The 23,458-nt window shown below is 58.6% G+C and carries 18 protein-coding genes and 3 pseudogenes; 1 reads left to right on the forward strand and 20 read right to left on the reverse strand.

What is annotated here, in order from left to right:
• Nucleotides 1–250: 250 nt before the first annotated feature.
• Genes EOA29_RS03820 through EOA29_RS03835 form a run of 4 tightly spaced genes read right to left on the reverse strand, consistent with a single transcriptional unit; the run spans nt 251 to nt 5,364 of the window.
• Entirely contained in the window at nt 251–796 is a 546-nt protein-coding gene (locus EOA29_RS03820; protein ID WP_051695569.1) for a hypothetical protein, read from the reverse strand.
• A complete protein-coding gene (locus EOA29_RS03825; RefSeq protein WP_348628850.1) occupies nt 789–3,899 on the reverse strand; it encodes a sarcosine oxidase subunit alpha family protein in 3,111 nt (1,036 codons plus the stop codon). Before EOA29_RS03825 ends, EOA29_RS03820 begins: the two co-directional genes overlap by 8 nt.
• Nucleotides 3,824–4,090, reverse strand: a complete 267-nt coding sequence (locus tag EOA29_RS03830; protein WP_029356418.1) for a sarcosine oxidase subunit delta — start codon at nt 4,088–4,090, stop codon at nt 3,824–3,826. Before EOA29_RS03830 ends, EOA29_RS03825 begins: the two co-directional genes overlap by 76 nt.
• Before the next feature lie 17 nt (nt 4,091–4,107).
• On the reverse strand, nt 4,108–5,364 hold the full coding sequence (locus EOA29_RS03835; protein WP_127220250.1) for a sarcosine oxidase subunit beta family protein: 1,257 nt from the start codon (nt 5,362–5,364) through the stop codon (nt 4,108–4,110).
• 916 nt (nt 5,365–6,280) lie between these two features.
• Between EOA29_RS03835 and EOA29_RS42775 the strand changes: the two are divergent.
• Nucleotides 6,281–7,139, forward strand: a pseudogene (locus tag EOA29_RS42775) (transposase); the annotation flags it as partial.
• A gap of 1,225 nt (nt 7,140–8,364) precedes the next feature.
• Here EOA29_RS42775 and EOA29_RS03845 read toward each other — a convergent pair.
• The 16 genes and pseudogenes from EOA29_RS03845 to EOA29_RS03920 all read right to left on the reverse strand — a co-directional run bounded on the left by EOA29_RS03845 (nt 8,365) and on the right by EOA29_RS03920 (nt 23,235).
• The gene (locus EOA29_RS03845; RefSeq protein WP_127220251.1) at nt 8,365–9,477 is read right to left on the reverse strand and encodes an enolase C-terminal domain-like protein; all 1,113 of its coding nucleotides are present in this window, start codon (nt 9,475–9,477) and stop codon (nt 8,365–8,367) included.
• Between the two features lie 137 nt (nt 9,478–9,614).
• A complete protein-coding gene (locus tag EOA29_RS03850; RefSeq protein ID WP_029356421.1) occupies nt 9,615–10,718 on the reverse strand; it encodes an ABC transporter ATP-binding protein in 1,104 nt (367 codons plus the stop codon).
• Nucleotides 10,719–10,723: 5 nt separating this feature from the next.
• Nucleotides 10,724–11,551: an ABC transporter permease gene (locus EOA29_RS03855; protein WP_051695579.1), complete on the reverse strand. Its 828-nt coding sequence runs from the start codon at nt 11,549–11,551 to the stop codon at nt 10,724–10,726.
• 4 nt (nt 11,552–11,555) lie between these two features.
• Nucleotides 11,556–12,494, reverse strand: coding sequence for an ABC transporter permease (locus EOA29_RS03860; protein ID WP_127220252.1), 939 nt, complete (start codon nt 12,492–12,494; stop codon nt 11,556–11,558).
• Nucleotides 12,452–13,537 carry an extracellular solute-binding protein gene (locus tag EOA29_RS03865; protein ID WP_029356426.1) on the reverse strand — a complete coding sequence of 362 codons (1,086 nt, stop codon included), beginning with the start codon at nt 13,535–13,537 and terminating at the stop codon, nt 12,452–12,454. Before EOA29_RS03865 ends, EOA29_RS03860 begins: the two co-directional genes overlap by 43 nt.
• 132 nt (nt 13,538–13,669) lie before the next feature.
• Nucleotides 13,670–14,419 (reverse strand): IS6 family transposase, encoded by a 750-nt coding sequence (locus EOA29_RS03870; RefSeq protein WP_240992578.1) that lies wholly within the window; start codon nt 14,417–14,419, stop codon nt 13,670–13,672.
• Between the two features lie 178 nt (nt 14,420–14,597).
• Nucleotides 14,598–14,711: pseudogene (locus EOA29_RS42780) on the reverse strand (transposase); the annotation flags it as partial.
• 96 nt (nt 14,712–14,807) lie between these two features.
• Complete coding sequence (locus EOA29_RS03880) at nt 14,808–15,161, reverse strand: transposase (protein ID WP_029356428.1); 354 nt, start codon at nt 15,159–15,161, stop codon at nt 14,808–14,810.
• Between the two features lie 321 nt (nt 15,162–15,482).
• Entirely contained in the window at nt 15,483–17,264 is a 1,782-nt protein-coding gene (locus EOA29_RS03885; protein WP_029356430.1) for an ABC transporter permease subunit, read from the reverse strand.
• 22 nt (nt 17,265–17,286) lie between these two features.
• Nucleotides 17,287–18,387 carry an ABC transporter ATP-binding protein gene (locus EOA29_RS03890; RefSeq protein WP_029356432.1) on the reverse strand — a complete coding sequence of 367 codons (1,101 nt, stop codon included), beginning with the start codon at nt 18,385–18,387 and terminating at the stop codon, nt 17,287–17,289.
• 162 nt (nt 18,388–18,549) lie between these two features.
• Nucleotides 18,550–19,653 (reverse strand): ABC transporter substrate-binding protein, encoded by a 1,104-nt coding sequence (locus EOA29_RS03895; protein WP_029356434.1) that lies wholly within the window; start codon nt 19,651–19,653, stop codon nt 18,550–18,552.
• Between the two features lie 71 nt (nt 19,654–19,724).
• Nucleotides 19,725–20,894, reverse strand: a complete 1,170-nt coding sequence (locus EOA29_RS03900; RefSeq protein WP_029356437.1) for a M20 aminoacylase family protein — start codon at nt 20,892–20,894, stop codon at nt 19,725–19,727.
• Nucleotides 20,881–21,048 carry a hypothetical protein gene (locus EOA29_RS41150; protein ID WP_187331537.1) on the reverse strand — a complete coding sequence of 56 codons (168 nt, stop codon included), beginning with the start codon at nt 21,046–21,048 and terminating at the stop codon, nt 20,881–20,883. The genes EOA29_RS03900 and EOA29_RS41150 overlap by 14 nt, the downstream gene beginning before the upstream one ends.
• A 217-nt stretch (nt 21,049–21,265) precedes the next feature.
• Nucleotides 21,266–21,490: a transposase gene (locus tag EOA29_RS43980; protein WP_348628851.1), complete on the reverse strand. Its 225-nt coding sequence runs from the start codon at nt 21,488–21,490 to the stop codon at nt 21,266–21,268.
• A gap of 257 nt (nt 21,491–21,747) precedes the next feature.
• Nucleotides 21,748–21,990: pseudogene (locus tag EOA29_RS43985) on the reverse strand (transposase zinc-binding domain-containing protein); the annotation flags it as partial.
• Nucleotides 21,991–22,239: 249 nt separating this feature from the next.
• Nucleotides 22,240–23,235 (reverse strand): succinylglutamate desuccinylase/aspartoacylase family protein, encoded by a 996-nt coding sequence (locus EOA29_RS03920; RefSeq protein WP_029356440.1) that lies wholly within the window; start codon nt 23,233–23,235, stop codon nt 22,240–22,242.
• Nucleotides 23,236–23,458 lie beyond the last annotated feature (223 nt).

Below are 23,458 nucleotides of genomic sequence, written 5' to 3' on the forward strand. Positions count from 1 at the left end.
TCATAGCCAGTGAGGTAGTTCATATTATTCTCGTTCATGACAAGCAGCGCATCCATTCCGCGCGCCGCCATTTGCTGTCGCAGCCGAGCAGTGCGCTCGCGGTATTCCTGTTGACTAAATGCAGGCATGCGTTCCTGTTGAATAGATGCGGGCATGAGCAGCTTCCTCCTATTTTGGTGAATATCGATTGCACCAAGCAATCAATTGGTTGCCTTCTTCAAAGGCGCCTTGAACCCCGATTGTTCATTGGCTAGGTGGGCAGCCCAGTCGCCCGGTTCGAGGCGGTAAGCCAGGTACCGGTCGCGGAGGCGTCGGCAATCCACTCCATCAGGCCCTTGCTGAGGCTGCGCGGGACGAGGAGGTCGCATTCGAACCCGCTCCTGCGCAGCAGCAGAACCGGCATACGATCGAGACCCGTCTGGACTGCCCGTCCATCTCCCAGTGTCTCCCAATCCGCCGCGACACACCGCTCCAGCACCTGTTTGAGGCCCCTGCCGGACAGACGGAGCCGAATCCTGCCCTCGCCGAGCGGGAGTGCGCAGCCAAGTTCCGCGTCGACGTCGATAACAGGCGGCGAGCCGCCGCAAAGCAGCCAAAACCGACGCGGCGCTATCCGAACGACGAGCCCATCGTCATGACGAGCAGTGTCGCCGACCTTGTTCGGCAGAGGCCCGCCCAGCATCCTATTCAGTACCACCTCAAATTGTGCCATCGCGCCGTCCCAACCCTCGAATTGCAGGATCGAGCAGTCATAGGCCGCCATCTCAAAGCCGCCCATGTTCGAACCATCAGCCATGGAACCGCTCTCCCTTCGGGTCGAGGAAAATAGGCGAGACTATTCGGGCCCGGACCGTCTGGCCCTTCATGGGATAGGCAGCGACGATCTCAGTGCCCTCCTCCGCGGCATTTCGGGCAATCAAAGCGAGCCCAACCGAGGCGTCGAGCGTGGGGCTGTAGGTCACCGAGGTGATGCGGCCGAGACCATGGCCGTGCATCCGCTCGCCAGGCCTGAATAGAATAGCGCCTCCGCTCAACCTCTTGCCCGGCTCAAGGCAGCATAGCCCGACCAGCCGCGGCCTCGCCGGGTCACTGAGAGCTTCACGGCGGCTAAGCATATCGCCTACATAGCCGCTGCGCTTGCCCGCCATGCGGATGAGACCGAGGTCGTCGAGCGTCGTCCTGCCGTCGATCTCCGGCCCAGCGACATGGCCTTTCTCGACGCGCAAGGCGCCAAGAGCCTCGACCCCGTAAGGCTTCTGGCCGAACGGCGTGCCGGCCTCGATCAACCGGCACCACATTTCCTTGCCGACGCTAGCACCGACATAGATCTCGTAAGCCCGCTCGCCCGAAAAGCTGAGACGAATGATGCGCAGGGGCTTGTCCCTATATCGACCTTCAAGAAGACACATATGCGGCAAAGCTTCATTGGAAACGTCCAGATCGGGAAACGCGGCGGCGAGGATCTCCCGGCTCTTTGGACCCGCCACCGACATCGCCGCCCATTCGTCAGTAACCGAAGTCACCGAAACGCGTAGGTCGAGCCACGCGGTATCGAGCAGGAATTCTAGCCGAGACATCACGTCCGCGCTCTTCGCGGTTGATGTCGTCATAAAAAAGTGTCCCTCGCCGAGCCGCGTCGTAGTGCCGTCGTCGAAGACGATGCCATCGTCACGCAACATGACGCCGTAACGCGCGCGACCGATCGGCAGCTTGGCAAACCCGTTGACGTAGACACGGTCGAGGAATTCAGCCGCGTCCGGCCCCTGGATGTCAATCTTGCCGAGCGTGGAAATGTCCATGAGGCCGGCAGCCTCGCGCACCATTCGCATTTCCGCGAGATAGGCCTCGTCAACATCACGGCCGGAAGCAAGGTAGAACCAGGGCCGCATCCAGACGCCCGTCTCCAGCAGCTGCGCGCCGTTGGCGACATGCCAGTCATGCATTGGCGTGCGCCGGAACGGCTTGTAAAGATGGCTCTGGCTGCGCCCAGCCAACGCACCAACGGCAACTGGGGTATAGGGAGGCCGAAATGTAGTCGTGCCAACGTCCGGAACCGCCATCCCGCGCAGACCGGCCATGGCGGAAATCGCGCTGAGATTGCTTGTCTTGCCCTGATCGGTGCCCATCCCAAGCGTCGTATAGCGCTTCAGATGCTCGACCGACTCATACCCCTCACGATGCGCCAGCGCGACATCGCTTACCGTTACGTCCATCTGCAGGTCGATAAAGGCCTTGCCTTTGTTAAGTTCCGCCTTTGGGTTCCCGAACCCCCTCTGCGCCGATCGAAGGGGGAAACTGCGCTCCGGCCGCCTAGCCTGGCTACCATCCTTTCCCCCCACGGAGTGAGGCGCGACGAGCGGGCTATCATTAGGTCCAGCGTCGTCGAGGCTAAAGGGCGGCTGGACTGATTTCGTTGCGCCGCAGAACGCAGCTGCCTCTGCCCCCGCGCGATGCCCCTCCTCGATGGCGCCGGCTGTGATGAAGCCTCCTGTCATAGCGCCAGCCACGAATTGCCCCGCTCCGAGCTTTCCGGGAACGAAAGCGTTTATGTCTTCGCGATATACCGGCCTTACCCCAAGATGGGAGGTCAGATGCACCGTCGGCGACCAACCGCCCGAGACCGCGACCAAATCGCATTCCAGCGTAAACGTACCGCCCGGTTCGGAAAGCGTAACAGCGCGTACGGCATAACGCCCCAAAGCATTGGAGATCAGCGATTTCCCGCGGACGGCAATGCCCCAGTGGCGCGCCTGTTCCAAAAGTTCATGTGTCGGCTCCGCGCGTCTGTCGGCTATCGTCACTTCGGCCCCGGCTGCCGCAAGATCAAAGGCTGCGGAATAGGCGCTGTCGTTGTCGGTTGCGACCATCACGCTCGTACCCGCAAGTACGGCAAAGCGGTTCAGATAGGTCCGCGCCGCGGAGGCCAGCATGATGCCGGGCCGGTCATTGTTGGCGAAGGTAAGCGGCCGCTCGATCGATCCCGTAGCGTAGACGATCGTTTTCGCCCGCAAAAGCGCCATTATCTGGCGCGCCTCGCCTTTCGCCGGATCGGTGGTTGCTGAGCCGTGCCGCTCCACGAGCCCGAGCACATTGCTGTCATAGGCACCGAACGCGGTGGTGCGCGTCATCATCGAAACATTCGGCATGTCGGCGAGCCGTGCGAGCGTTACGGAAAGCCAGGCCCGGGCCTCGCCGTCCGCCGGTTCCGACAAAAGCGTACCGCCAGCCAAAAAATCCTGCTCTACGAGGACCACCCTGGCGCCCGCCTCGCCCGCCGCCAGTGCCGCTGACAGCCCCGCCGGTCCGGCCCCGATCACCGCCACGTCGGCGAAAAGATGGCGCACCTCGTAGCGATCCGGGTCGGGCTCCTCGCCCGCTCGGCCGAGCCCCGCGGCCTTGCGGATGAAATGCTCATAGAACATCCATGCCCGCCGCGTCGGGCCCATGAAGGTCTTGTAGTAAAAACCGGCCGACAGAAACGGTGCGAACAGTCCGTTGACGCTTTGGATGTCGAACTTCAACGACGGCCAGCGGTTCTGGCTCTCGGCAACCAGCCCGTCGGCCAGTTCCACCGTGGTCGCCGGCAGGTTCGGCTCGCGGCGACCGGCCGTCCCCACCGTCACGAGAGCGTTCGGCTCTTCCGGCCCGGCAGAATAGATCCCGCGCGGCCGGTGGTACTTGAAGCTGCGGCCGACCAGACCGATTCCGTTCGCCAGCAGCGCCGAAGCGAGCGTATCGCCTCGGAAACCGGCTAAAGCCTTGCCGTCAAAGGTGAAATCGATCCGTTGCGATCGGTCGATCCGCCCGCCTTCGTGAAGCCGCCTCATGCGCGCGCCTCCCGCGCGGAGCGGACCGAGGTGATCTCGTGATTGCGTGTATCGCGCCTGACCACCAACCATTGACGGCACCCCATCACGTGCTGCCAATACTCGCGATGCGGTCCGGCCGGGTTCTCGCGCACGAAGACGTAACGGTACCAGGCCTCGAAATCCGCGTTGTCGTGGGAAGGACGGAGGGCGGACGCATCGCCGCCGTAGCGGAACTCGTCGTGGTCGCGCGTACCGCAGTAGGGACATTCGATCCGTAGCATGATCTTGGGTCTCTCGGTTATTGCAGCCAGGCGAACGGGCCGACGCCGAACTCGTCGATCGTGCGTCCGGTGCGAAAGCGATCAAGGGCGTAGCCGGCACTGAGCGGATGCGCCTTTCCGGTGGCGATGGTATGCGCGAAGCACCATCCTGAGGCCGGGGTGGCCTTGAAGCCGCCATAGCACCAGCCACCGTTTAGATAGAGCCCGTCGACTGGCGTTGGGCAGATGATGGGGCTGGCGTCCGGCGTCATGTCCATCACCCCGCCCCAGTGGCGCAAAATGCGCAGGCGAGAAATGCAGGGCATCAGCGCGACTGCCGCCTCCGCAACTTCGCGGACCATCCCGAGATTGCCGCGCTGAGCATAAGAATTATAGCCGTCGAGACCGCCGCCGAAGACCAGCCCACCCTTGTCGGACTGGCTGACGTAGAAATGCTCGGTGCCGTGGGCCACGATCTGGTGGACCAAGGGCTTGATCGGCTCCGTCACGAAAGCCTGCAGGACATGGCTCTCGATCGGCAGTTCGAGGCCCGCCTTCCGGCCGAGGACCGATGTGTGACCCGCCACCGCAAGCCCTACTTTCCCGGCCCCAATCCGGCCCCTCGTCGTCTCCACGCCGACGATGCGCTCGCCGTCACGGACGAAACCCGTCACCTCGCAGCCCTGGATGATGGCGACGCCATGGGCGTCGGCGGCGCGCGCGTAGCCCCAGGCGACGGCGTCATGACGCGCCGTGCCGGCGCGGCCCTGCAAGATCGCGCCATGGATCGGGGAACGCGCCGTTTCAGAAAAATCGAGGTAGGGGACGAGCCGCCGCACCTCGTCGCGGTCGAGAATGTCGGCGTCGATGCCGTTCAGCCGCATGATGTTGGCGCGGTGGCCGAAGCCATCGAGCTGGTCGGTCGAATGGGCGGTGATGAGCATGCCGCGCTGCGAGAACATGACATTGAAATTCAGCGCCTGCGACATGCCTTCCCAGAGCTTCATAGAGAATTCGTAGAACTGGGTGTTACCATCGAGCAAGTAGTTGGAGCGAATGACAGTGGTGTTGCGGCCGACATTGCCGCCGCCGATATAGCCCTTTTCAAGCAGGGCGACGTTGCGGATGCCGTGGTTCTCGGCGAGATAGAAAGCGGTCGCCAGCCCGTGCCCGCCGCCGCCCACGATGACAACATCGTAGGCCGGCTTCGGATCGGGCGCCTGCCAGACGCGCGGCCAGTACCTTTGGCCGGCGAGCCCATTGCGCAGGATGGAAAAACCCGAATAGCCGCGCATACGGTTCCCTTATTTTGACGAAGAAGAGGCGGGCCAAGTTGCAGAAGGTTTCCGCACCTTGCTCGATGATACGGGAGTGTTCGGAGATTGCGATGCCCGGAACGGAAAGAGCCCTGTGTCGCAGTCGAGGAAGGGTATGATTGCGCGGAATGGCTTCAGCGTGAGGGGTCCGTCATCGACGCCAGAAAGCTCCATCGCGCTGCCATGTCTTGCGACGGCGCGACCCTGGGAGCCAGAATCGACGAGGTTTGGCATTCCGTGTTGTCCCTCCCAGAGCATCAATGACAGTTCAAAAAATAGCGGATTCATGTGAACCCGGTCGCTGTCAGTTCACCAAAATAGACGAAGTCGTCCTGTATCAGGCCGGTCCGGAAAGCAGCATGGTCGTCATAGAAAGTGCCTCAACTTAACTCTGCGCTGACGGGACTGATGCAGATGTAAACACCCGTGAAGTATGCGCCACTCGGCGGTGGATGCGCCAACATAGAGTCGCGAACGGTACCATCGCGTTTTCAGATGACAGGAGGCGTAGCCTCTTGGGATGCGCTCGCGTTGAGCTGGTCTCCGTGGAAAGGTGGACGGCCGCTTAACCGCTGCCATTCAACGGGCGTTTCTAACATACGATTCACAAGTCGACGCGAAAGTGCGAGTCTGCGCCGATAGGAAGATCAAGAGAACTTCGTTCGGCACGGCGGTCGGATGCGGCAATTGTCGCGCGAAATATGTAGAACGTGCGCGCTCGTTGGCGCCCGAGTAGTGCGTGCATGCGGGTGAACGGGAGAGGGATATCTACTAGATGCCGTAATGGGCTGGCGCTCCTCGCATAGCCAGGAAGGAGGCTGTCCCTCAGAGTGATGATGTTGAACGGGGTCCGATTGTCTCGGCCCCACGCATCAAACGAGGGACACTTGCCGATCTGGGATTGCCGGCCATCCGCGTCGACCTTGTGGCGGGCCCACTGTCGCAGTGGTTGCGCGAGGGTCTGGTCGACGCCGACTTTGAGGTGGTGTGCTGGAGACATGGCATGTGAAGGCGGCAATGCCGGTGGCGGTCGCAAGCATGCTCGCGGGATCGCCCAGTTGCTGCGCATGGGCTGGCACTGTCCTGTAAAATCTGCAGATGCCCAGGACGTGCAGGCCCTGCTGGTCGGCCGCTAGCTGTTGCAGGCCAAGCTGCTCGACGTCGAGCTCAGCATACGCGGACTCAAGGTTGGCGAGGTGAGCCGGGGGCGTTTCGAGGCGCGCATTCGCGATCTCATCGAAGGCGATGACATGCTTGCGACGGTGATCGGAGCGATGCTGCAGGCCCGGGCCGTATTGTGGAACAGATTTACCCGGCCGCACCGCGCGATGCTGAAGATTGCCCGCGCCGTCCTGTCTGTCACCGGCTGATGAGCGCACCGGGTGTCGGAGCCCTGGTGGCGCTCACCTATCGCTCGGCGGTCGATGAGCCGGGCGGTTTGCCAAATCCCGGACCGTTGGGGCGTATTTCGGACTGACGCCCAAAAATGTCAATCCCGCGAGACCGACATCGACGGTGGCATCAGCAAGGTCGGCGATGGAATGGTGCGAACCGCGCTCTATGAAGCGTCGCAATCATGCTGACGCGCGCCACGCGGTTCTCGGCCCTGAAACGCAGGGCGATGGAGGTAGCGAAGCGGCGCGGCATGAAACGGGCGAAGGCGGCACTGGGCCTGCAAGCTCTCCACCGTTCTTCACCGCATGTTGGCTGATGTCAGTCAGTTCCGTTGGGGCAAGGACACCGTCACCGCGTAAAGGAGGAACAAGGCAGCGAGGCAGGCCGCCATCGGCGCTGCTTCTTCGAGGTCGCTGGGACGAGGGCTTGGCAAGGTCGGGAGTAGTGCTGTTAAAGCTTCGGCAAATCACGCGTCCTAGACTTAGATTGACCTGCCGGCTTAAGGAACTGATGGCATGATGTGGCAGTCTTGGTGCTGACCACGGACAGAAGCATGATCCCAGCGGCGTGATGATCACTCGAAGGGACTTGACGAGTAAGGGCCCATTACAGAAGCTCTTGCACCGCGCAGGACCTTGGTACCAGCTTCCTTCCTCGTGCGTATTCAGACGAACAGGCTGGCAGACACTTGCTGATACCGCCCACATGACCCTGCTCGTCGCGTTTTCGCCCAACTTGCGGCGGAGCCTTGCGCGAGACGTCATCGCATTACGGTCGATCAGGACAAGACGACTTGGCTGCAGGTAAAAGTTTGCCGCCCCCAATACTTACGGCCCGTCGCCAAGCAGAACCGCCGCAGTCCGCAGGGTTCTGACTTACATCCAACCGCTAAAGGGGGATCCGCCGCTCGGGGCCCATCGACTGGAAGCTGGTAGCCAACTTGCGATCGACGATCTTTCCGCGGCGGTCCAGAAGCTCGGCTGGTACGCCCGGCGTTGGAACGCGGAGCAGTTCCACATTTACTAAGTCCCGGCTGCCCTGCCGAGGAGGCGAGGCTCGAGACCGCAGAGAGGCTCACGAAGCTCATTGCCCTCAGCTCGGTAATCAGCTGGCGCATATTCTTCGTCACCATGTCGGCCCGCGCCACGCCAGACGCCGCGCCCGACAGGGTTCTCACCTTCGCCGAGATCACGGCGCTCGACCAGATTGACGCGTCCCGAACGCGAACGCGTCTCCAGCGGCGCACATTCGCCGCTTACCTGCCGCGAATCATCATGCTTGACGGCTATCTCTCCCGCAAACATGGCCGTCTGCCGCGGTATAATCCGCTTGCACGACATCGCCTTCGGCATCTCTATTGGATCCAGCGATGATGTGTCGGATTCACCGGACGGTTGCCTCTTAAAGTCGAACACGCTTGCGTCGGCATTTCACGCTGCTGGCCCGCCGTGTCCCCAGTTCCGCTGAAGGATAAGGTTTTGCCACCCTATTCAGGCGCTCATAGTTAAAAGCGTTTAGTTAAGATGACGTCCCGACAAGCGTGGGGATCGAGCCGGCCAAGAAAGGTCAAAGATGACCTCACCATCAATCCCTGCCGCCGTAAACAGCTATTGGGTCGCCGAGGCTGCCCGGTAAGGGTTCTTGGCCGAGTCCGGGCCGATCCGAGGCTTCCACCACTGCTCCGCCCCCCTGCATCCGGATTGGTGCATCCGTAAATCCGTCGGTAAAGATGCGTGATAGCGGGTCGTATACAGAGTGGCGTAGCTCCTTCGGGACGGACTGCGCCAAACCGAAAATCGCTCCCTGTACTATCCCGCTTCCCCCCACATCTTGAATGGTCATCGGAATTCCTGCCGTCACACACATATCGCGCGCGCGGCGGGCCTTTGTCAGGCCGCCCACTCTCGAGATTTTGATATTGAGCAAGTCCGCTGCACTATCGGCGATAATTCGCATCACCATCTCAGGCGAGTCAACTATTTCGTCGAGGATCATTGGATGATCCGTCCGACATCTCACGGCGAGGCAGTCCTCGTATGAATAACAAGGCTGCTCTATATAGACGTCAAGATCGCGAATTTGTCGCATTACTCGTAGGGCTTGATCCCGTGTCCAACCGCGGTTGCAGTCGGCGTAGTATTCCTCACCCGGTTGGGCATGTTCAAATATTGCCCGCATTTTTGACACATCGTGCGCGACATCGCCGCCCAACTTTAATGACATACGCCGGTATCCCTTCTCACGGAAAGCCGCGGTCTCTGCCAACAACTCTTCAATTGACCCCTGGGGGTCGCACATAAGATCTAATCCACCTTCGAACCTTCCGCCGAGAAGATCGCACAGCGGCATTCCAGTTGCTTTGCCGAGAATATCCCAACAAGCCATGTCGATTGGTGATTTGCCGTATGGGTGGCCGTACAAGAAATGGTCCATCAGATAGTTGATTCGATCGGTCTGGAGCGGATTTTCTCCAATGAGGTGAGGAGCTAATTCGGCAATGGCCGCTATGGCGCCCTTTGCGAACGCCGGCAGATAGTTCCCTCCCATCGTTGCGACTTCGCCCCATCCGACGATCGCCGCGTCAGTCTCGATTGCAACAATGGTGCTTTCGAAAGATGTCCATGTGCGACCACGCGATAGGCTGTACGGTGGACAAGGCGTCAATTTCCCAAAAACTGATATGCGAGTTATTTTCATTAGAAATTATCTCCTTGATTGCTCGCCTGGATGCGTTAACTGCGAGCAAAGACATGATCCGTTGGTCCTGCAAGCCGCATGCCGGAGCATGTGCCCGCGACAGAAAATACTCAGTTGCAACCGACCTTCCTCCGCCTTCACATATGCCCGCCAGCCTGAAACAAGAGTACATCTGACGCTGAAAAATGGGCGTGAACGGGTTGTCCTGCTACAAATCCCGGAGTTCTCCCGACATTCTTGCGGACTGCCAGCAATCTGCCCCTCCCTGGAAGCTCGACGACCACATGCATGTCGGCGCCCAGAGGTGCCACGTCGAGCACAACACCCACCAGGACATTGCATTCTGCGTCTTGAGCTACTTCACTCGCCGCCCCGCCCGTGAGCGTTATGTTTTCCGGCCTGACACATAGATCAGCATGGTCGTATTGATTGGATGGCGGAGTTCTTGCGTGGATCTCAATTCCTTCGCTTGTGACATAGATGCTGACGCCCTCACTCGATCTGCCGCGCCTTGATCCATGAAACCAGTTGGACCTCCCGACGAACTCGGCGACGAATTTGTCGGTCGGCTCAGCGTATATCTGCGTCGGCGATCCACGCTGAACGATTTTCCCCCCCCGCATGACGACGACTTCGTCGCCCAAGCTGAGAGCCTCCTCCTGATCGTGGGTGACAACGATGGTGGTCGCCCCGACCGACCGAAGGATCTCTTTCAACTCAATGCGCAGTTCTAGGCGAAGCTTCGCATCAAGTGCAGATAAAGGCTCGTCCAAAAGAACAATCTGGGGGTCCGTTGCAAGCGCTCGCGCAAGCGCGACGCGCTGCTGCTGTCCGCCGCTTAGCTGGCTCGGATATCTGGCCTCCATGCCCCCCAATTGAACAAGCGACATCATCTGTTCGACACGAGAAGGTATTTCGGATTTCGGCGTTCCTCGATACCGCATTCCGTAGCCGACATTCTGAGCCACCGTCATGTGAGGAAACAGCGCGTAATCTTGGAATAGCAGTCCGACGTTGCGTTCATAGGGCTTCAAGTGCCCAACATTATCGCCGGAGATTTCCACGGTCCCGCGGTCAGGCGACGTGAAACCTGCAATGATGCGGAGAGTAGTTGTCTTGCCGCAGCCGCTCGGCCCCAGAAGAGAAAGCACCTTTCCCTTCTCGATCTTCAAAGACACGGCATCGACGGCAGTGAATTGGCCGTACCTTTTGGTGACGTCTTTCAGTTCCAGAACATTCATTCGAATCAAGCCTTATAGATGCCTTGACCGATTGCTCGCTCAAGGCCGATTACGCGGTCAAGCACCATAAGTAAAGCTAGGGTCAGCCCCATTAAGAAGACTGCGGCCGCCGCAATCGTGAGATCCAACTTCGCTCTCATTAAACTGATCAAAGCAACAGGTAGCGTATGCGTATTGTAGTCACACAAAAATATACTGATCGCGACGTCATCCATAGAGAACGCAAATGCAAAAATCGCGCCAGCGGAAATGCCACTCTTGGCGAGAGGCAAGGTAATCGTGAAGAATGCCTGTCGCGCGTTAGCGCCGAGGCTCAACGCCGCCTCGCCCAGCGTTTCACTCATGCCAGTAAGTCCGATCAATGACATTCTTATGGTGTATGGCAATGCAATAATCAAATGCCCGACAAGCAGTCTAGTAAAGGTCGGAAGGAGGTCAAAAACAGAGAAGAACAAGAGTAAGGCGAACCCGATAATCACCCCTGGTATCACAAGAGGTGACAGAAATATGGTGGTTGCTACGTCACGCCATCGCGGGGACATTCGGCTGATCGCCACCGCCGCCGATGCGCCAATCGCCGTCGCAAGGACCGTCGTTGCAATTGCCAGCAGCAAGCTGGTCTGGAACCCGGACAACAAGTAGGCATTAGCGAAAAGCCGGTCGAACCATTTCATCGACAGGCTCGGAGGAGGAAACGGGCCCATGAAATCGCGCGCATCGAATGCCATTGACACCGTAACAATCACCGGGAACAGGAGGAACATCGCTGTTCCCGCGATAATCGCCTTTACGCACAAAACGAGCAGGACATCTGCATTTCTCTTTCTGACCATCCTTTTACTGCCGATCAAATGATGTGGCGATTCTGGACATGACAAAAATCAGGGCCAAAGAAAAAACCAACATAAGAATGGAGATTGCCGCGCCACTCGGGTAATTCGCAACTTCGTCAAAGCGGCTGTAGATAAGATTTGATATAAATAGCACCCGTCCTCGGCCCAAAATCAAAGGGATAACAAAGGCGCTCACGCCAATCGTCATCGATACCAACAACGCGGAGACAAGTCCGCGGATGCACAATGGCAACGTTATCGTAAGATGAGTTGTGGCGGCCGATGCGCCAAGGGACTGGGCCGCTTCTGCGAGGCGCGGGTTGAGATTTTGTAAGGCCCCGATCAAAACCAGGATCGACATTGGAATTGCGTAGTGGAGCAACCCCACGATGACCACGAAATCAACGTAGAGATAGCCATTGGTATTGATCCCTAAGGCGGACATGATCCGCCCAAATATCCCGACGGAACCGAAGGTCAAATCAATTGAATAGACACGAACCAGGGCGCTCAGGAACATCAGACCTATAAGGGCTGAAATCGCCGCCTTTCTGACTAACGGCGATGAACGCCTGACAACGCAATATGCAATCGGAAAGGCAATGAGAGTGGCTAGGGCTGCAGCACAGAAGGCCATAAGATAGGTCTGAATAAAATATCGCGCATAGACCGGGAGAATGAGCTCTGTATAGTTCTCGGTGGTAAACGAAGCTCCCTCCTTCGAGCCAATCCGACCGGGCTCGAAGGTGCGAAAGCTCTGATCAAACACCGTCAACATCGGCAGCAGAAGGAATAGGACCAATGATGCCACTGCGGGAAGTAGCAGTAGCACTTTGGCTCTCGTAATTTTCATATGCTCTATCCCCAGCTTTTGCTTCATTTCGGTGTGCGCATTTTCTCCTATAGAAGTGGCACGACCTCCTGCTCCCATCGCTTCATCCACGCATCGGCCTGCTCGGAAACATAAGCCCAGTCTGGAATGTAGATATACCGGTCCATTTCCTCGTTGTTGAAAACCATAGGCCTCACTTCGTCCGACGTTTTCGCTTTTAAATTGACGGGGATGCCAAAAATGCCGCGATTGAACTCCTCGTTGTTTTCCGCATTGATCGCAAAGTTTGCGAATCTAAACGCCGCGTCAGCATGCTCTCCTTTGAGTACGCACCATCCCTCCTGATAGAGGAACGTCCGAAATCCTGACTCCGGATCCATTTTGGTTAGGTATTTGATCTTGAAGGCGCGCCCTATCTCAATCGCGCCGCTACCGCCCATAAAGCTTATGCAAGTTTCACCGGAGCTGATGGAGCTGGTTATATCACTATCTGAGGTAGCCACGCGGCCGATATTTCCGCTGCGCGCCAGCTCTTTCACGAAGTCCCAAGCCGGCTCCATGTTCCGCTCGTCACCACCTTTGTGAAGCGCGAGCCCAACCATCTGCAGATTGGAGTTGTTGTTCGGCGCCGGAAAACAAACTTTCCCTGCCAGCCGAGGGTCCAAGAGGTCATCAATCTTGGTAATCTCAAATGGAGCATTATCTTCCCGATAGTACCAGAAGATCGACGATATAGTGCGGGGGATGTTTATGACGTTCCCCGCACCATCCTTGATCAGCAGCTTTTTCGGGATATCGGCCAAATTTGGCACTTTCTCCGCCGTGACCGGCTCTGCCCAGCCTTCCCGGACGATTGCCTGCAGCGAAAGATCCCACCCCGCAACAAGGTCTATGCCAGGGTTCGGCCATGTAGCCTTGATCTTTGGCAGAATAAGTGCAGCCCCGCCGGAATACAGTTGCCAGTTAATCTTGACATCCGACTGTTTGGCCGCGATTAGCTTGATCTGGTCGATGTAACTTCCGCCCCATTCAGTGGCCGTGATTGTGTCCGCAGCATACGCCCTGTTTGCCACCAACGAGCCGAGAGTACCTATGGCCGTAGCCGACGCTGCATCTTTCAGGAATTTGCGTCGTGACACTGGATTCTTAAACATATCATTGTTCCCCTTTGTTATTTTTGTTGTGGTGGAAATAAGAGCGCCGTCACACCGGGTTGAAAAGCATAATTTCGATATTGCGGCCATCTAGGATTCAGATAACCAAAGTGAGCTCACCCCACGGCGATGTCATGTTGTCTGGATATACACGCGTTGAGACCTGCGGCCGCTGATGTCAGCTGACCATGGCCACGGCTTTCCATTCCGCCATGGCCTGCAGGCGGTGAATATGTGTAGCGAGAGCGGAGCGTTTTGAGCGGGGCGGGACGAAGAATTGCGCAGAGCCGAGAAGATCGAAACGAAGCGTTGCAGTCTTCCTGGTGATCGGAAGCCTTGCATCATCCCCGCTCCCGTTTTCGCCACGGCACATGTGCATTCTCCGCCCGGTTGTTCAATCCCTTGTGCGACCGATGCTCGACGTCCGGCATCACCTGTCGCCTGGCTGCTCCATAGGAGCGCAGCTTGTCGGTTATCATGCGCTTCGGGCGCGACGCGTTGCTTCTTCAGCAGCCGCGTCAGCAAGCGCTTGGCCGCTTTGGTGTTGCGGCGGTTCTGGACGATCTCGTCAGGCACATAGCCATCCTGGTCGACGGCGCGCCACAACCAGTGTTTCCTGCCGGCGATGGTGATGACGACCTCGTCCAGGCGCCAGACATCGTTTCGGCTGTGCTGCTTGCGGCGCAAGCGGCGAGCGTAATGCGGACCGAACTTGATGCCCCACCGGCGGATTGTCTGATACGAAACCACGATCCCGCGCTCCAGCAGCATTTCCTCGACCAGACGCAGGCTCAAGGGGAACCTGTAGTAGAGCCAGACTGCATGGGCGATGATCTGCGGCGGGACACGATCGCGCTTGTAGCTGACGGTTGCGGTGTTCATGACATCGGTCTATGCCGCAAATCCCTGAACGCGAGTTAAGTTGATAACGCCCTCCATAGCGCTACTGCGGCAGTCTAAAGCCGCTTCCTCACGATAGTGCTGCCGTACAGTGTCTTTTTCCAACCTCAGGTCTTATCCAATGACCCAAACAATCGTACTTCTCGACCCTTCGACTCTCGTGCCACCGCGCCACGGCGCAAACAACAGTACCGGGCGCGAAGCTTTCCTCAACGATTCGGATCTTGTCCTCATGCCGCCAGCGCCGGCGCCGTTCGGCACCCAAAACTTCAATCTTCATCGACCTCCGACCTTAAGCATAGACTTAAGGTCGGAGACTCCGACGAACCCCCTCTATCACGCAAGGCGGCCTCCGCCGGATGGATACGGATCATGAAACGCCCAGCGCCTTCACCATCGCCGCCGCCAGTGTTGGCGGTGTGGTCAGCGGAATCCGCAGCCGCACCTTGCCGGCGAACTCCAGCTCGATCACCGCTGGTGGCGCCGCCGGCCGCGAAACGGCGACAGGCTCATCGGGAGCCACGACAACTTCGGCAAAGCCCGTCTCGCGGGCTCTCAGCGTGCGGCGCCACTTATAGATCAGGCTGGTCGCGACATCGTACTGACGCGCCACCGCCGCCACCGTGACCCCGGGCGCGAATGCCGCGGCCAGTATCCGGCCCTGATCCTCTTCACTCCAACGACGCCGCCGCTCCGGCCCGGTCAGTAACGTCACATGGCTCATGCTGTGCTTGCTAACTACGCTCGTAAGGACGACCTTAAGAGCGCAGCCTCGCTACCGTGCCATCCTCCCGCAAGGCGGCCTTCGCCAGAGGCGTACATAGGGCTTGGGCATCGCAAATCACCTCCTACCGGAAGTGAATCACGAACGCTGCCTCACTGAAATCCCTCTTGATTCAATCTGAACGTCCGCCACTCTAGATCGCCCCGAATGACATCCCGGCCGGCAGAGCCGAATTTGAGGCCTTAACTCCTTGTCCTGATGCATGGATCAAGGGCGGCTTCACGCTACAGTCTACCCACCTCTAACACTGAAGGCGCTATCTCAAGCCGCAGCTGCTGTACCCGCGCGCTGAAGGCTAGGCGTCGATCGCCACCCGGCGACGTAGAGGACGATTAGACAGACTACCGGGATGAGGATCAGCAGCGACGACACGGCGGCAATTGTAGGATCGATTTGGTTGCGAATATTCTCCCACATCTTCAATGGCAGTGTGCGGATCGAGAACCCGGCTACCAGCGATGTGACGACGACCTCGTCGAAGGAGGCGAGAAACGCGAACACGGCGCCACCAATAATACCGGGCCTGATCAAAGGCAACGTCACCCTGATAAAAGTCCGCAACGGATTCGCCCCCATGCTCATGGCCGCCCGCTCCAGCGCGGAATCGAAATTCGCCAGCGTGGCGGACACGATCACGACGACATAGCCGATAGCACCGATGGTATGCGCTAAGACGATGCCGGTCATCGAGCCGAGCAGCCCGAGTTTGAGCAGCCCGAGATAGGTCGCTATTGCCACGACGATAACCGGAAAGGTGATCGGCGTCAGGATCACCATGGTCAAGGTACTGCGCAGCCGCGGAAGACTGCGGTTGAGGCCATAAGCCGCAAGCGTGCCGAGGATGGTGGATAGGATAGTAGTCACAATGCCGATCTGGAGGCTGGTCCAGGCGGCGCCATACCAAGACGGATCGCCGAAGAAGGCGCGGTACCACTGCAGCGAAAGGCCCGGGGGCGGAAATTCCAAAAACTGTCCCGCGCTAAACGACATGATGACGACGAGCAGTTCTGGAACCAGCAAGTAGAAAACGATCAACACGAGGAATATAATGCCGACCACCTTTGACCAACTGCTTTGACTGCCGGCCTGGTAGAGCTGCGTCGTCCAACGTTTCGCACGACGGGGAGTAAAAATCTCGTCTGCTAGATGGCGTTTAAACCCGCCAAAAACCGGCAGTCGATTGGCCCAAGACTTCCGCGCAGGTTGCGCCGCTCGTCTCTGTGTACCAGAAAGATCAAGCCCGAACGTCGAGAGCACGACGATAGCGACCGCCAGGAGGATAAAGGCCGATGCGGCGACACGCCCCATGTCAAAGAAAGTCTGGACCTGCGACGCGATGAAGGTGGAAAGCATGGCGTCCCCCAACCCGCCAAGGGCTGCGGGCGTGATGTAGAAGCCGAGGCAGATCACAAAAACCAACAAACAGCCGCTGCGCACGCCCGGCATGCTGAGCGGGAAGAATACCCGCCAGAAGGCGGTGAACGGCCGCGCGCCCATGCTACGGGCAGCCGCCATGAGCGACTTATCGATACCCATCATGACGCTAACCAGCGCCAGGATCATCATCGGCAGCATGATGTGTACCATACCGATATACAAGGCTAAGCGGTTATAGATGAGTTGGAGAGGACTAGAGATCAGTCCAAGTTCAAGCAGCAGATTGTTGATCAAGCCATTGTCGCCGAGGATCACGATCCACGCATAGGTGCGCGCTAGCAGACTGGTCAGGTAGGGGATGACGACGACCAGGATAAGAGCCATGCGCAGCCTCTTCGATGCCGCCACGATCAGATAGGCCGTAGGGTAGCCGACCAGGAGGCAGATTGCCGTGGCTAACCCGCTGATCTCGAGGGTCTGGTAAAGCACACGGACATTCGCCGGCTGGCTGAAAAACGACTGGTAGTTGGTGAGCGAGAAGGCCGGCGCTTTGAGGCTGGTCAGGAAGAGCAGGATGATCGGAATGCCGAATACGACGAGCAGCACGGCGAGGGCGGGGCCAGTGAGCATTATGGGCATTCGGCCCAGTTTCTGAAACGTCTTCATCCCGATTCCCCCTTTCGGCGCCTCACGCACTGACAAAGCGAACGTCTGAGCGCAACCAGTCGAGGCGTACCTCATCGCCAGCTCGAAAGATCTGTTGGCCGGCGCCAACGTGTTCGCGAATAATCAGCACACTGTTCCCGGCGCGCACAAGGTATTTCCGCAACGGGCCGGCATAAGTCATGTCCGCGACAGTGCCGGCGATAGACTGTCTTTGGTCAGAGTCGGCTCGCATTGGAGCCGCGCGAGCGGCGACGCAGATACGTTCTGGCCGAAGCATCGCAAGGGTGCCCGAGGGCGGCATGGCATCGGATTCAACTTTGAATCCGCAATCTTCGAGGATGTTGGCCTCGCCCAAAAAATTCGCCACGAACTGGGTCGCAGGCCGGTCATAGAGAGCCTCTGGTGTATCGCTCTGCTCGATTCGACCGTCGCGCATAACGACGATGCGGTCCGACAGCGTGAGCGCCTCCTCCTGGTCGTGCGTGACGCATACAGTGGTTTTGGCAAACTCTCGGTGCAGGCTCTTGATCTCGCCCTGCATCTGCTCGCGAAGATTGCGGTCAAGGGCGCCCAGTGGCTCGTCGAGCAGGAGGATCGGCGGATCGGCTATCAGCGCTCGCGCAAGCGCTACGCGCTGCTGTTGGCCCCCACTTAGTTGCGATGGCATCCGGCCGCCATAATCCTTAAGGTGGACGCGCTCAAGCATTCGATCGACATGCGTTGCCCTCTCGGCGGCCCTGACGCCGCGCATTTCCAGTGGGAATTCCAGATTCCGGCGCACTGTGAGGTGCGGAAACAGTGCGTAGCTCTGAAAGACGATGCCCTGGTCGCGCCGGTAGGACGGCACCGAGGCGACCGACTTCCCACCAATCAGGATGTCTCCTTCAGTAGGCTCTACGAATCCGGCGAGCAGCATCAACGCTGTGGTCTTGCCCGAACCGCTTGGCCCTAGAATGGTTAAAAACTCGCCGCGACGAACCTCAAGTGACAAATCCTTGACCGCAGCGACCGCCCCATACATCTTGGTCACGTTGCAGAACTCAATCTGCGCCTGAGCCGAACTCATTTTCAATGCTTCATCCTTGGCCATTGGCAGGGTAGTGCTTTTGAGATGCAAGGTCATGATTGATCCTCCAACACGCGACACGAAAACGGCTGCTTGGCACATTGCTTCGACATAGCAGGGCGCCGGCCGAGGCGGCTCAATCCATTTCTTAGTCAGGCCATTTCTCAGTCAGGAAGGCGACCGTCTGGCCGCCTTCCCCAGACACTCATTGATCGGCGATCACTGAAGAATCCACTCGTTCCAACGCTGGACAAGCCGCTCGACGTTTGTCACGCCGTCTGATCCTGCCGTAGTGTACCACTTGGAGTCCATCACTATGCTAGACTTCAGGTAATCAGGGTGGCTGGCGAATTTTCGTCCGACATCGTCTGGCAGCAGTTTATACGCATTTCGGTTCGCCGGGCCATAAGGAATGAGCTTTGCAAATTCGGCCTGCCTGTCGGCGCGGGTGATGAATTCAATGAATTTCTGTGCGTTCTGCAGATTTTTGGTGCCCTTTGGGATACCCCAGCTTTCCCAAGTCACCTTTTGTTGGTTTCGATTGGCCTCAATAGGCGCGCCTTGATCCATCAATGCAATCGCCCGGCCGTCGTAGGATTGCGCAAGGTCGACAACCTTATCGTGTAGCAACTGCTGGTTTTCGGACCCGGTAACAAACCATTTGCGGATATGCGGCTTAATCTTGTCCAAGCTGGCGAAAGCTCGGTCTATATCCAACGGATAGAGGGCATCAGCAGGCACACCGTCCGCCAGCAAAGCTTCCTCCCATGGGCCGGCCTCTCCGTACACACCGGACGACAACGTGCGAACCCCGGGATATTTGCTGACATCCCAAAATTCTGCCCAAGTAGCCGGACGCGGTTTGCCAGCTGGGAACTTCTCGGTATTGTAGACCATACAGAACGCGTAGACGATCGACCCAACACTATACGGAGTCCGGGTGAAGTCTATGATCGCATCCACCTCGTCCTTTTTGTAGATGGAGTAATCGATCTCCTCCAGGAGGCCCTTCTCAGGAGCTATGACAGCTGTGGACGCAGACACGGGGACCACGTCAACCGAAACGCTATTGGTCGACACCATTAGCTCAAGCGTGGACTCGGGGACTTCTTCAGCGATCGGGGTCACCGTAATTCCCGTCTCGGCTTCGAAAGGCTTTACATAGGCTTCGATACACGCCTTTGCGTAATCGCCACCATTGAGAGCGACCCTCAGTTCGCCCGAGGACTGAGCAGCAGCGCGGCGGGACTGGTAAGACATCGCACCTATCGCGATACCGGATGCCCCTTGGATGAAACGTCTGCGGTTTATTGACATACTCATTGTTCGTTCCTCCTCAATATCCCGTCGCTGGACAGGATTCTTTACTTGTTTCGCAACTCAGTCGTACGGCCTTAGTCCCGGGCCGCCAGCGTCGTATCGACCAGGTTCACCCAATAGCCGATGCCATAGGGCAGGGCTTCGTCATTGAAGTCATACGCCGGGTTGTGCAATGCAGCGGTCTGGCCATTGCCGAGGTTAATGTAAGATCCGGGCCGCGCCTCAAGCATGTAAGCGAAATCCTCACCTCCCATGCTGGGTCGCAGCCTATCGTTAACGGACTCAAATCCGACGAGACCGCATGCCGCCTTTATCGCCACATTAGTCGCTTCCGTGTGGTTTACCATGCAGGGTTCGAGCCGCCGGTGCTTGAACTCAATTTCCGCGCTGTATCCTTGCGCTATGCCCTCGGCGCATTTCCTGATCTGTCGTTCAGCATATTCTCTGAACTCAGATGCGAGGGACCGCACGGTCCCGGATATTTTAACAGATTCTGGTATAATGTTGTATGCCGTGCCGGCTTCTAACTTGGTGACAGAAATAACGAGGGACTCGAGCGGGTCCGTGCCCCGCGAGATCAAAGTCTGGAGGCCGAGGACGATTTGTGCGGCAATAACGATTGGATCGATAGTCCGATGCGGACTGGCTGCATGCCCCCCTCTGCCCTTCACCAGAATGTCGAACTCGTCAAGAGCGGCAGCGGCAGGGCCATCGCAAATCGCGAACTTGCCAACGTCTAGGCCCGGCGAGTTGTGCATCCCAAAAACCTGGGAAATCTCGAACCGCTCCAAGATGCCTTCCTGGACCATTCTTAGGCCGCCCAGTCCATCTTCTTCCGCCGGCTGAAAAATCAAGGCAACGGAGCCTTTGAAGTTGCGCGTCTTTGCCAGGTATTTGGCCGCCCCCAGCAACATAGCCGTGTGACCGTCGTGGCCGCACGCGTGCATCTTGCCTGGTACCTGCGAAGACCAGGGCTTGCTCGAGGCTTCTCGGATCGGCAGGGCGTCCATGTCGGCTCTCAGCCCGATCGTCGGTCCGTCTCCGCCTTCGCCCTGAATGATTGCCACAATACCGGTTTCCGCGATTCCCGTTTCGATATGATTGATGCCGAATGAAGCTAGTTTCTCGGCCACGAAGCTAGCTGTGTTGTGTACTCCATAACCGAGCTCGGGATTCTGGTGCAGGTAGCGGCGCCACTCGGTGGCCTCGCCCTGCAAATCCCGGAAAGTCTCAACGCTGTGCATCTGTTGTTCCCAAATTATTGGCGAGGCGACTTAGCGCTTCATCAAAATCAATCGCCCAGCGCCTTCCGTCAAATGCAGTTTGTATATCGGCCGCATCTAAGACCGAGATGGCTGTCTGAGTAGTCACAGGGAAGATTATGATGTGGGTGGTCATTGCGTCCGTCGACGCTGATGCAGCGATGCTGTCACGATCGATGCTGGGGCGGTATCCTGTCGTCATGAGGTGTCCAGCTGCGGTCGTCACAGCCCAGTGCGCCATCGCGCCAGCCTGGCGGTGATGCGCAGAATGCCGCCACAGCAGGGTCAGACCGTTGGGTCAAAGCGCGGGAGCAGCTTGGTGGTCTCGCCGGCTGCGGCGGTCGGAGCGAGCTTCATCGCCACCAGAGTTGCCGGATGATGGCGAGTCGGGTCGGCGGCATCCATTGGCGAGGAAGCCATAGCCGGTGGGTATAGCGGCCGAGATACGCGAGGACTTGCTCGGGCGAGCCGAACGGCGGCTTGGCATAGACGATCCAGTTCTTGCGACGAAGCTGCCGGATCGCGGCCGTGAAGGCATGGGCCTGACCCAGCCCGTCGGGCGTGCCGGAGAAGTGCAGTCGCCCACCCGCATAGGCCGCCTGGAGATGATCGGTGAGCGCCTGGCCCCATGTGTGAAGAAGGCCAGGAACCGGATCTTACCGCCGAGGTGCCGCGGATCGGCGGCGATGGTCTTGAGCGTTGCGGCGACGGCGTCGAACAGGATGGCATAGACGACTGCCCCATTGTGAAAGGCGATCTCGGCGACTTCGGCCGGCACCGTGAACACGACGTGGAAGTAAGGCACCGGCAACAGATCAGCCTGGCGGTCGGCGAGCCATCGTTCGCGCGTCGCGCTCTGACACTTGGGACAATGGCGGTTGCGGCAGGAGTTATAGGAGACGCGGGCATGTGAGCAGTCCTCACAGGCCTCGACATGACCGCCAAGCGCCGCAGTCCGGCAGAGCTCGATCGCGGACATGGCGCGAGGCTCGACGCGGCCGAGACGGCCGTCATGGGCAATACGATAGGCATGATCATGGCGACGGAAGATATCCGCCACCTCCCGCTCGGAGCGCATCGCTGGGGCTCAGGCGGGCGGCACCACCTCCAGCGTCAAGCGGTCGAGCGGGGCTCTGCGTCCTGGCGATCGTGCCTGTTGCCACATGGGTATAGCGCGCCGTCGTCGAGAGGTTTGTTGCGCCGACGAAGCAGACTTCGTCGCGCACAGTGGGGCTTCTTTACAGCCAGCTCACTAATCTAAGAGGCACCGGCATCTTATCTCCTTTTCCTGCTCATGCAGTTAAGGAGTTCGATGCGTATCCGACACTTAGATCTTCAGCGGTCGCGCAACGAGCGCTACTTCTTCGTTGCCGTCGACATGCGCCCCCGATCGTATGCCTAAGACAATGGATGGACCTGGCGCGCGAATGTCAATGGACTTCGTGGATAGCGAATCTATCGGATGCAGGACGCCTATGATATCTCCCTGCTTCACTTCATCCAACACCGAGCGGCGAGGTTCGAAGATGCCCGGTGCAGGCGATTTCAACTCGTCGGACGGATGCGTTTCGAGTGTTTGGGTGGACTTCTGTTGACGGAACGTTGGACACTCGGCTTTACCCTCGACCAGCCCGAGCGCGATGAGCGCGTTGCGTACTCCAGCCTCGTAGACCGCGAGATTGTCCGCGCCGACCGTGCCGCCGCCGAATTCAGCGCAAACAAATACCTTGCCTTGGTTTTGGGCCACGATATCGAACATTCCAGCCGTGTCGTTGTGTTGCCAGACCAATGTCAAAGGCAATTTGAACGCTTCCGCCATTCTCACCGTCCTGGCCATGAGATCGGGATCGGCAATGGGGTGCGTCGTGGCCGCCGGTGGAAACTCCCAGGTTGGTCCGAAGCTGTGCAGATCAAATACTGTGTCGGCCATTGGCAATAATACGCGCGAAACCGCATCCGCGATTCGTTGTGTTGCTGACCCGTCGGCGCGCCCCGGAAAGACGCGATTGAGATTCAACCCGTCGAGCGGAGTATTGCGGCTCCATGCCTCCACGGCCAATGGATTGAGCACCGGTAGGACTATGACCCTCCCACAGGTTTGCGCTTCTGGCAGCCACTCAATAAGCCGTCGCGCGACAAGTGGCCCTTCCAGTTCATTGCCATGATTTCCGCCGGTGACAAGGAGGCGCGGTCCCTCTCCTTTATTGAGACTGAAGACCGGGAGCGAAAGCACTCCGTGGTCGGCACCTCCCGGGACAACAAGATGCCCCCTGCTCACGCCGGGCGTATCGAGATCAAACGAAAGATGTGGTGCTTCGCTCATTGTTCAGCCCAATTTTGAGTATTCACGCGACCTTGGCGCAGGTTTGCGTTTCTTCGCTCTGCAAGTATGCGCCAAGCTATCGCCAATTCGCCAATATAATGTCCCGGACGATGCCATCGCGTTTTCAGATGGCCAGCGCCTGCTTTGCTAAACTGCCGCTGCTCCGACGTTCACAAGAAAGAACTGGACCCGTGGGAAATAAGGGCCTCCCTTCCACTAGGAC

Source organism: Mesorhizobium sp. M1E.F.Ca.ET.063.01.1.1, assembly GCF_003998155.1.
Classification (GTDB): Bacteria; Pseudomonadota; Alphaproteobacteria; order Rhizobiales; family Rhizobiaceae; genus Mesorhizobium.

What these genes read in the sequence shown, in the direction of transcription:
- EOA29_RS03845 (WP_127220251.1), bottom strand. Translation starts at nt 9,477, where the DNA reads ATGAAAATAACTCGCATATCAGTTTTTGGGAAATTGACGCCTTGTCCA.
- EOA29_RS03920 (WP_029356440.1), bottom strand. Translation starts at nt 23,235, where the DNA reads ATGAGCGAAGCACCACATCTTTCGTTTGATCTCGATACGCCCGGCGTG.
- EOA29_RS03835 (WP_127220250.1), bottom strand. Translation starts at nt 5,364, where the DNA reads ATGCGCGGCTATTCGGGTTTTTCCATCCTGCGCAATGGGCTCGCCGGC.
- EOA29_RS03820 (WP_051695569.1), bottom strand. Translation starts at nt 796, where the DNA reads ATGGCTGATGGTTCGAACATGGGCGGCTTTGAGATGGCGGCCTATGAC.
- EOA29_RS03870 (WP_240992578.1), bottom strand. Translation starts at nt 14,419, where the DNA reads ATGAACACCGCAACCGTCAGCTACAAGCGCGATCGTGTCCCGCCGCAG.
- EOA29_RS03890 (WP_029356432.1), bottom strand. Translation starts at nt 18,387, where the DNA reads ATGACCTTGCATCTCAAAAGCACTACCCTGCCAATGGCCAAGGATGAA.
- EOA29_RS03825 (WP_348628850.1), bottom strand. Translation starts at nt 3,899, where the DNA reads ATGGTTGGTGGTCAGGCGCGATACACGCAATCACGAGATCACCTCGGT.
- EOA29_RS03850 (WP_029356421.1), bottom strand. Translation starts at nt 10,718, where the DNA reads ATGAATGTTCTGGAACTGAAAGACGTCACCAAAAGGTACGGCCAATTC.
- EOA29_RS41150 (WP_187331537.1), bottom strand. Translation starts at nt 21,048, where the DNA reads ATGACCACCCACATCATAATCTTCCCTGTGACTACTCAGACAGCCATC.
- EOA29_RS03895 (WP_029356434.1), bottom strand. Translation starts at nt 19,653, where the DNA reads ATGAGTATGTCAATAAACCGCAGACGTTTCATCCAAGGGGCATCCGGT.
- EOA29_RS03900 (WP_029356437.1), bottom strand. Translation starts at nt 20,894, where the DNA reads ATGCACAGCGTTGAGACTTTCCGGGATTTGCAGGGCGAGGCCACCGAG.
- EOA29_RS03865 (WP_029356426.1), bottom strand. Translation starts at nt 13,537, where the DNA reads ATGTTTAAGAATCCAGTGTCACGACGCAAATTCCTGAAAGATGCAGCG.
- EOA29_RS03855 (WP_051695579.1), bottom strand. Translation starts at nt 11,551, where the DNA reads ATGGTCAGAAAGAGAAATGCAGATGTCCTGCTCGTTTTGTGCGTAAAG.
- EOA29_RS03885 (WP_029356430.1), bottom strand. Translation starts at nt 17,264, where the DNA reads ATGAAGACGTTTCAGAAACTGGGCCGAATGCCCATAATGCTCACTGGC.
- EOA29_RS03880 (WP_029356428.1), bottom strand. Translation starts at nt 15,161, where the DNA reads ATGAGCCATGTGACGTTACTGACCGGGCCGGAGCGGCGGCGTCGTTGG.
- EOA29_RS03830 (WP_029356418.1), bottom strand. Translation starts at nt 4,090, where the DNA reads ATGCTACGGATCGAATGTCCCTACTGCGGTACGCGCGACCACGACGAG.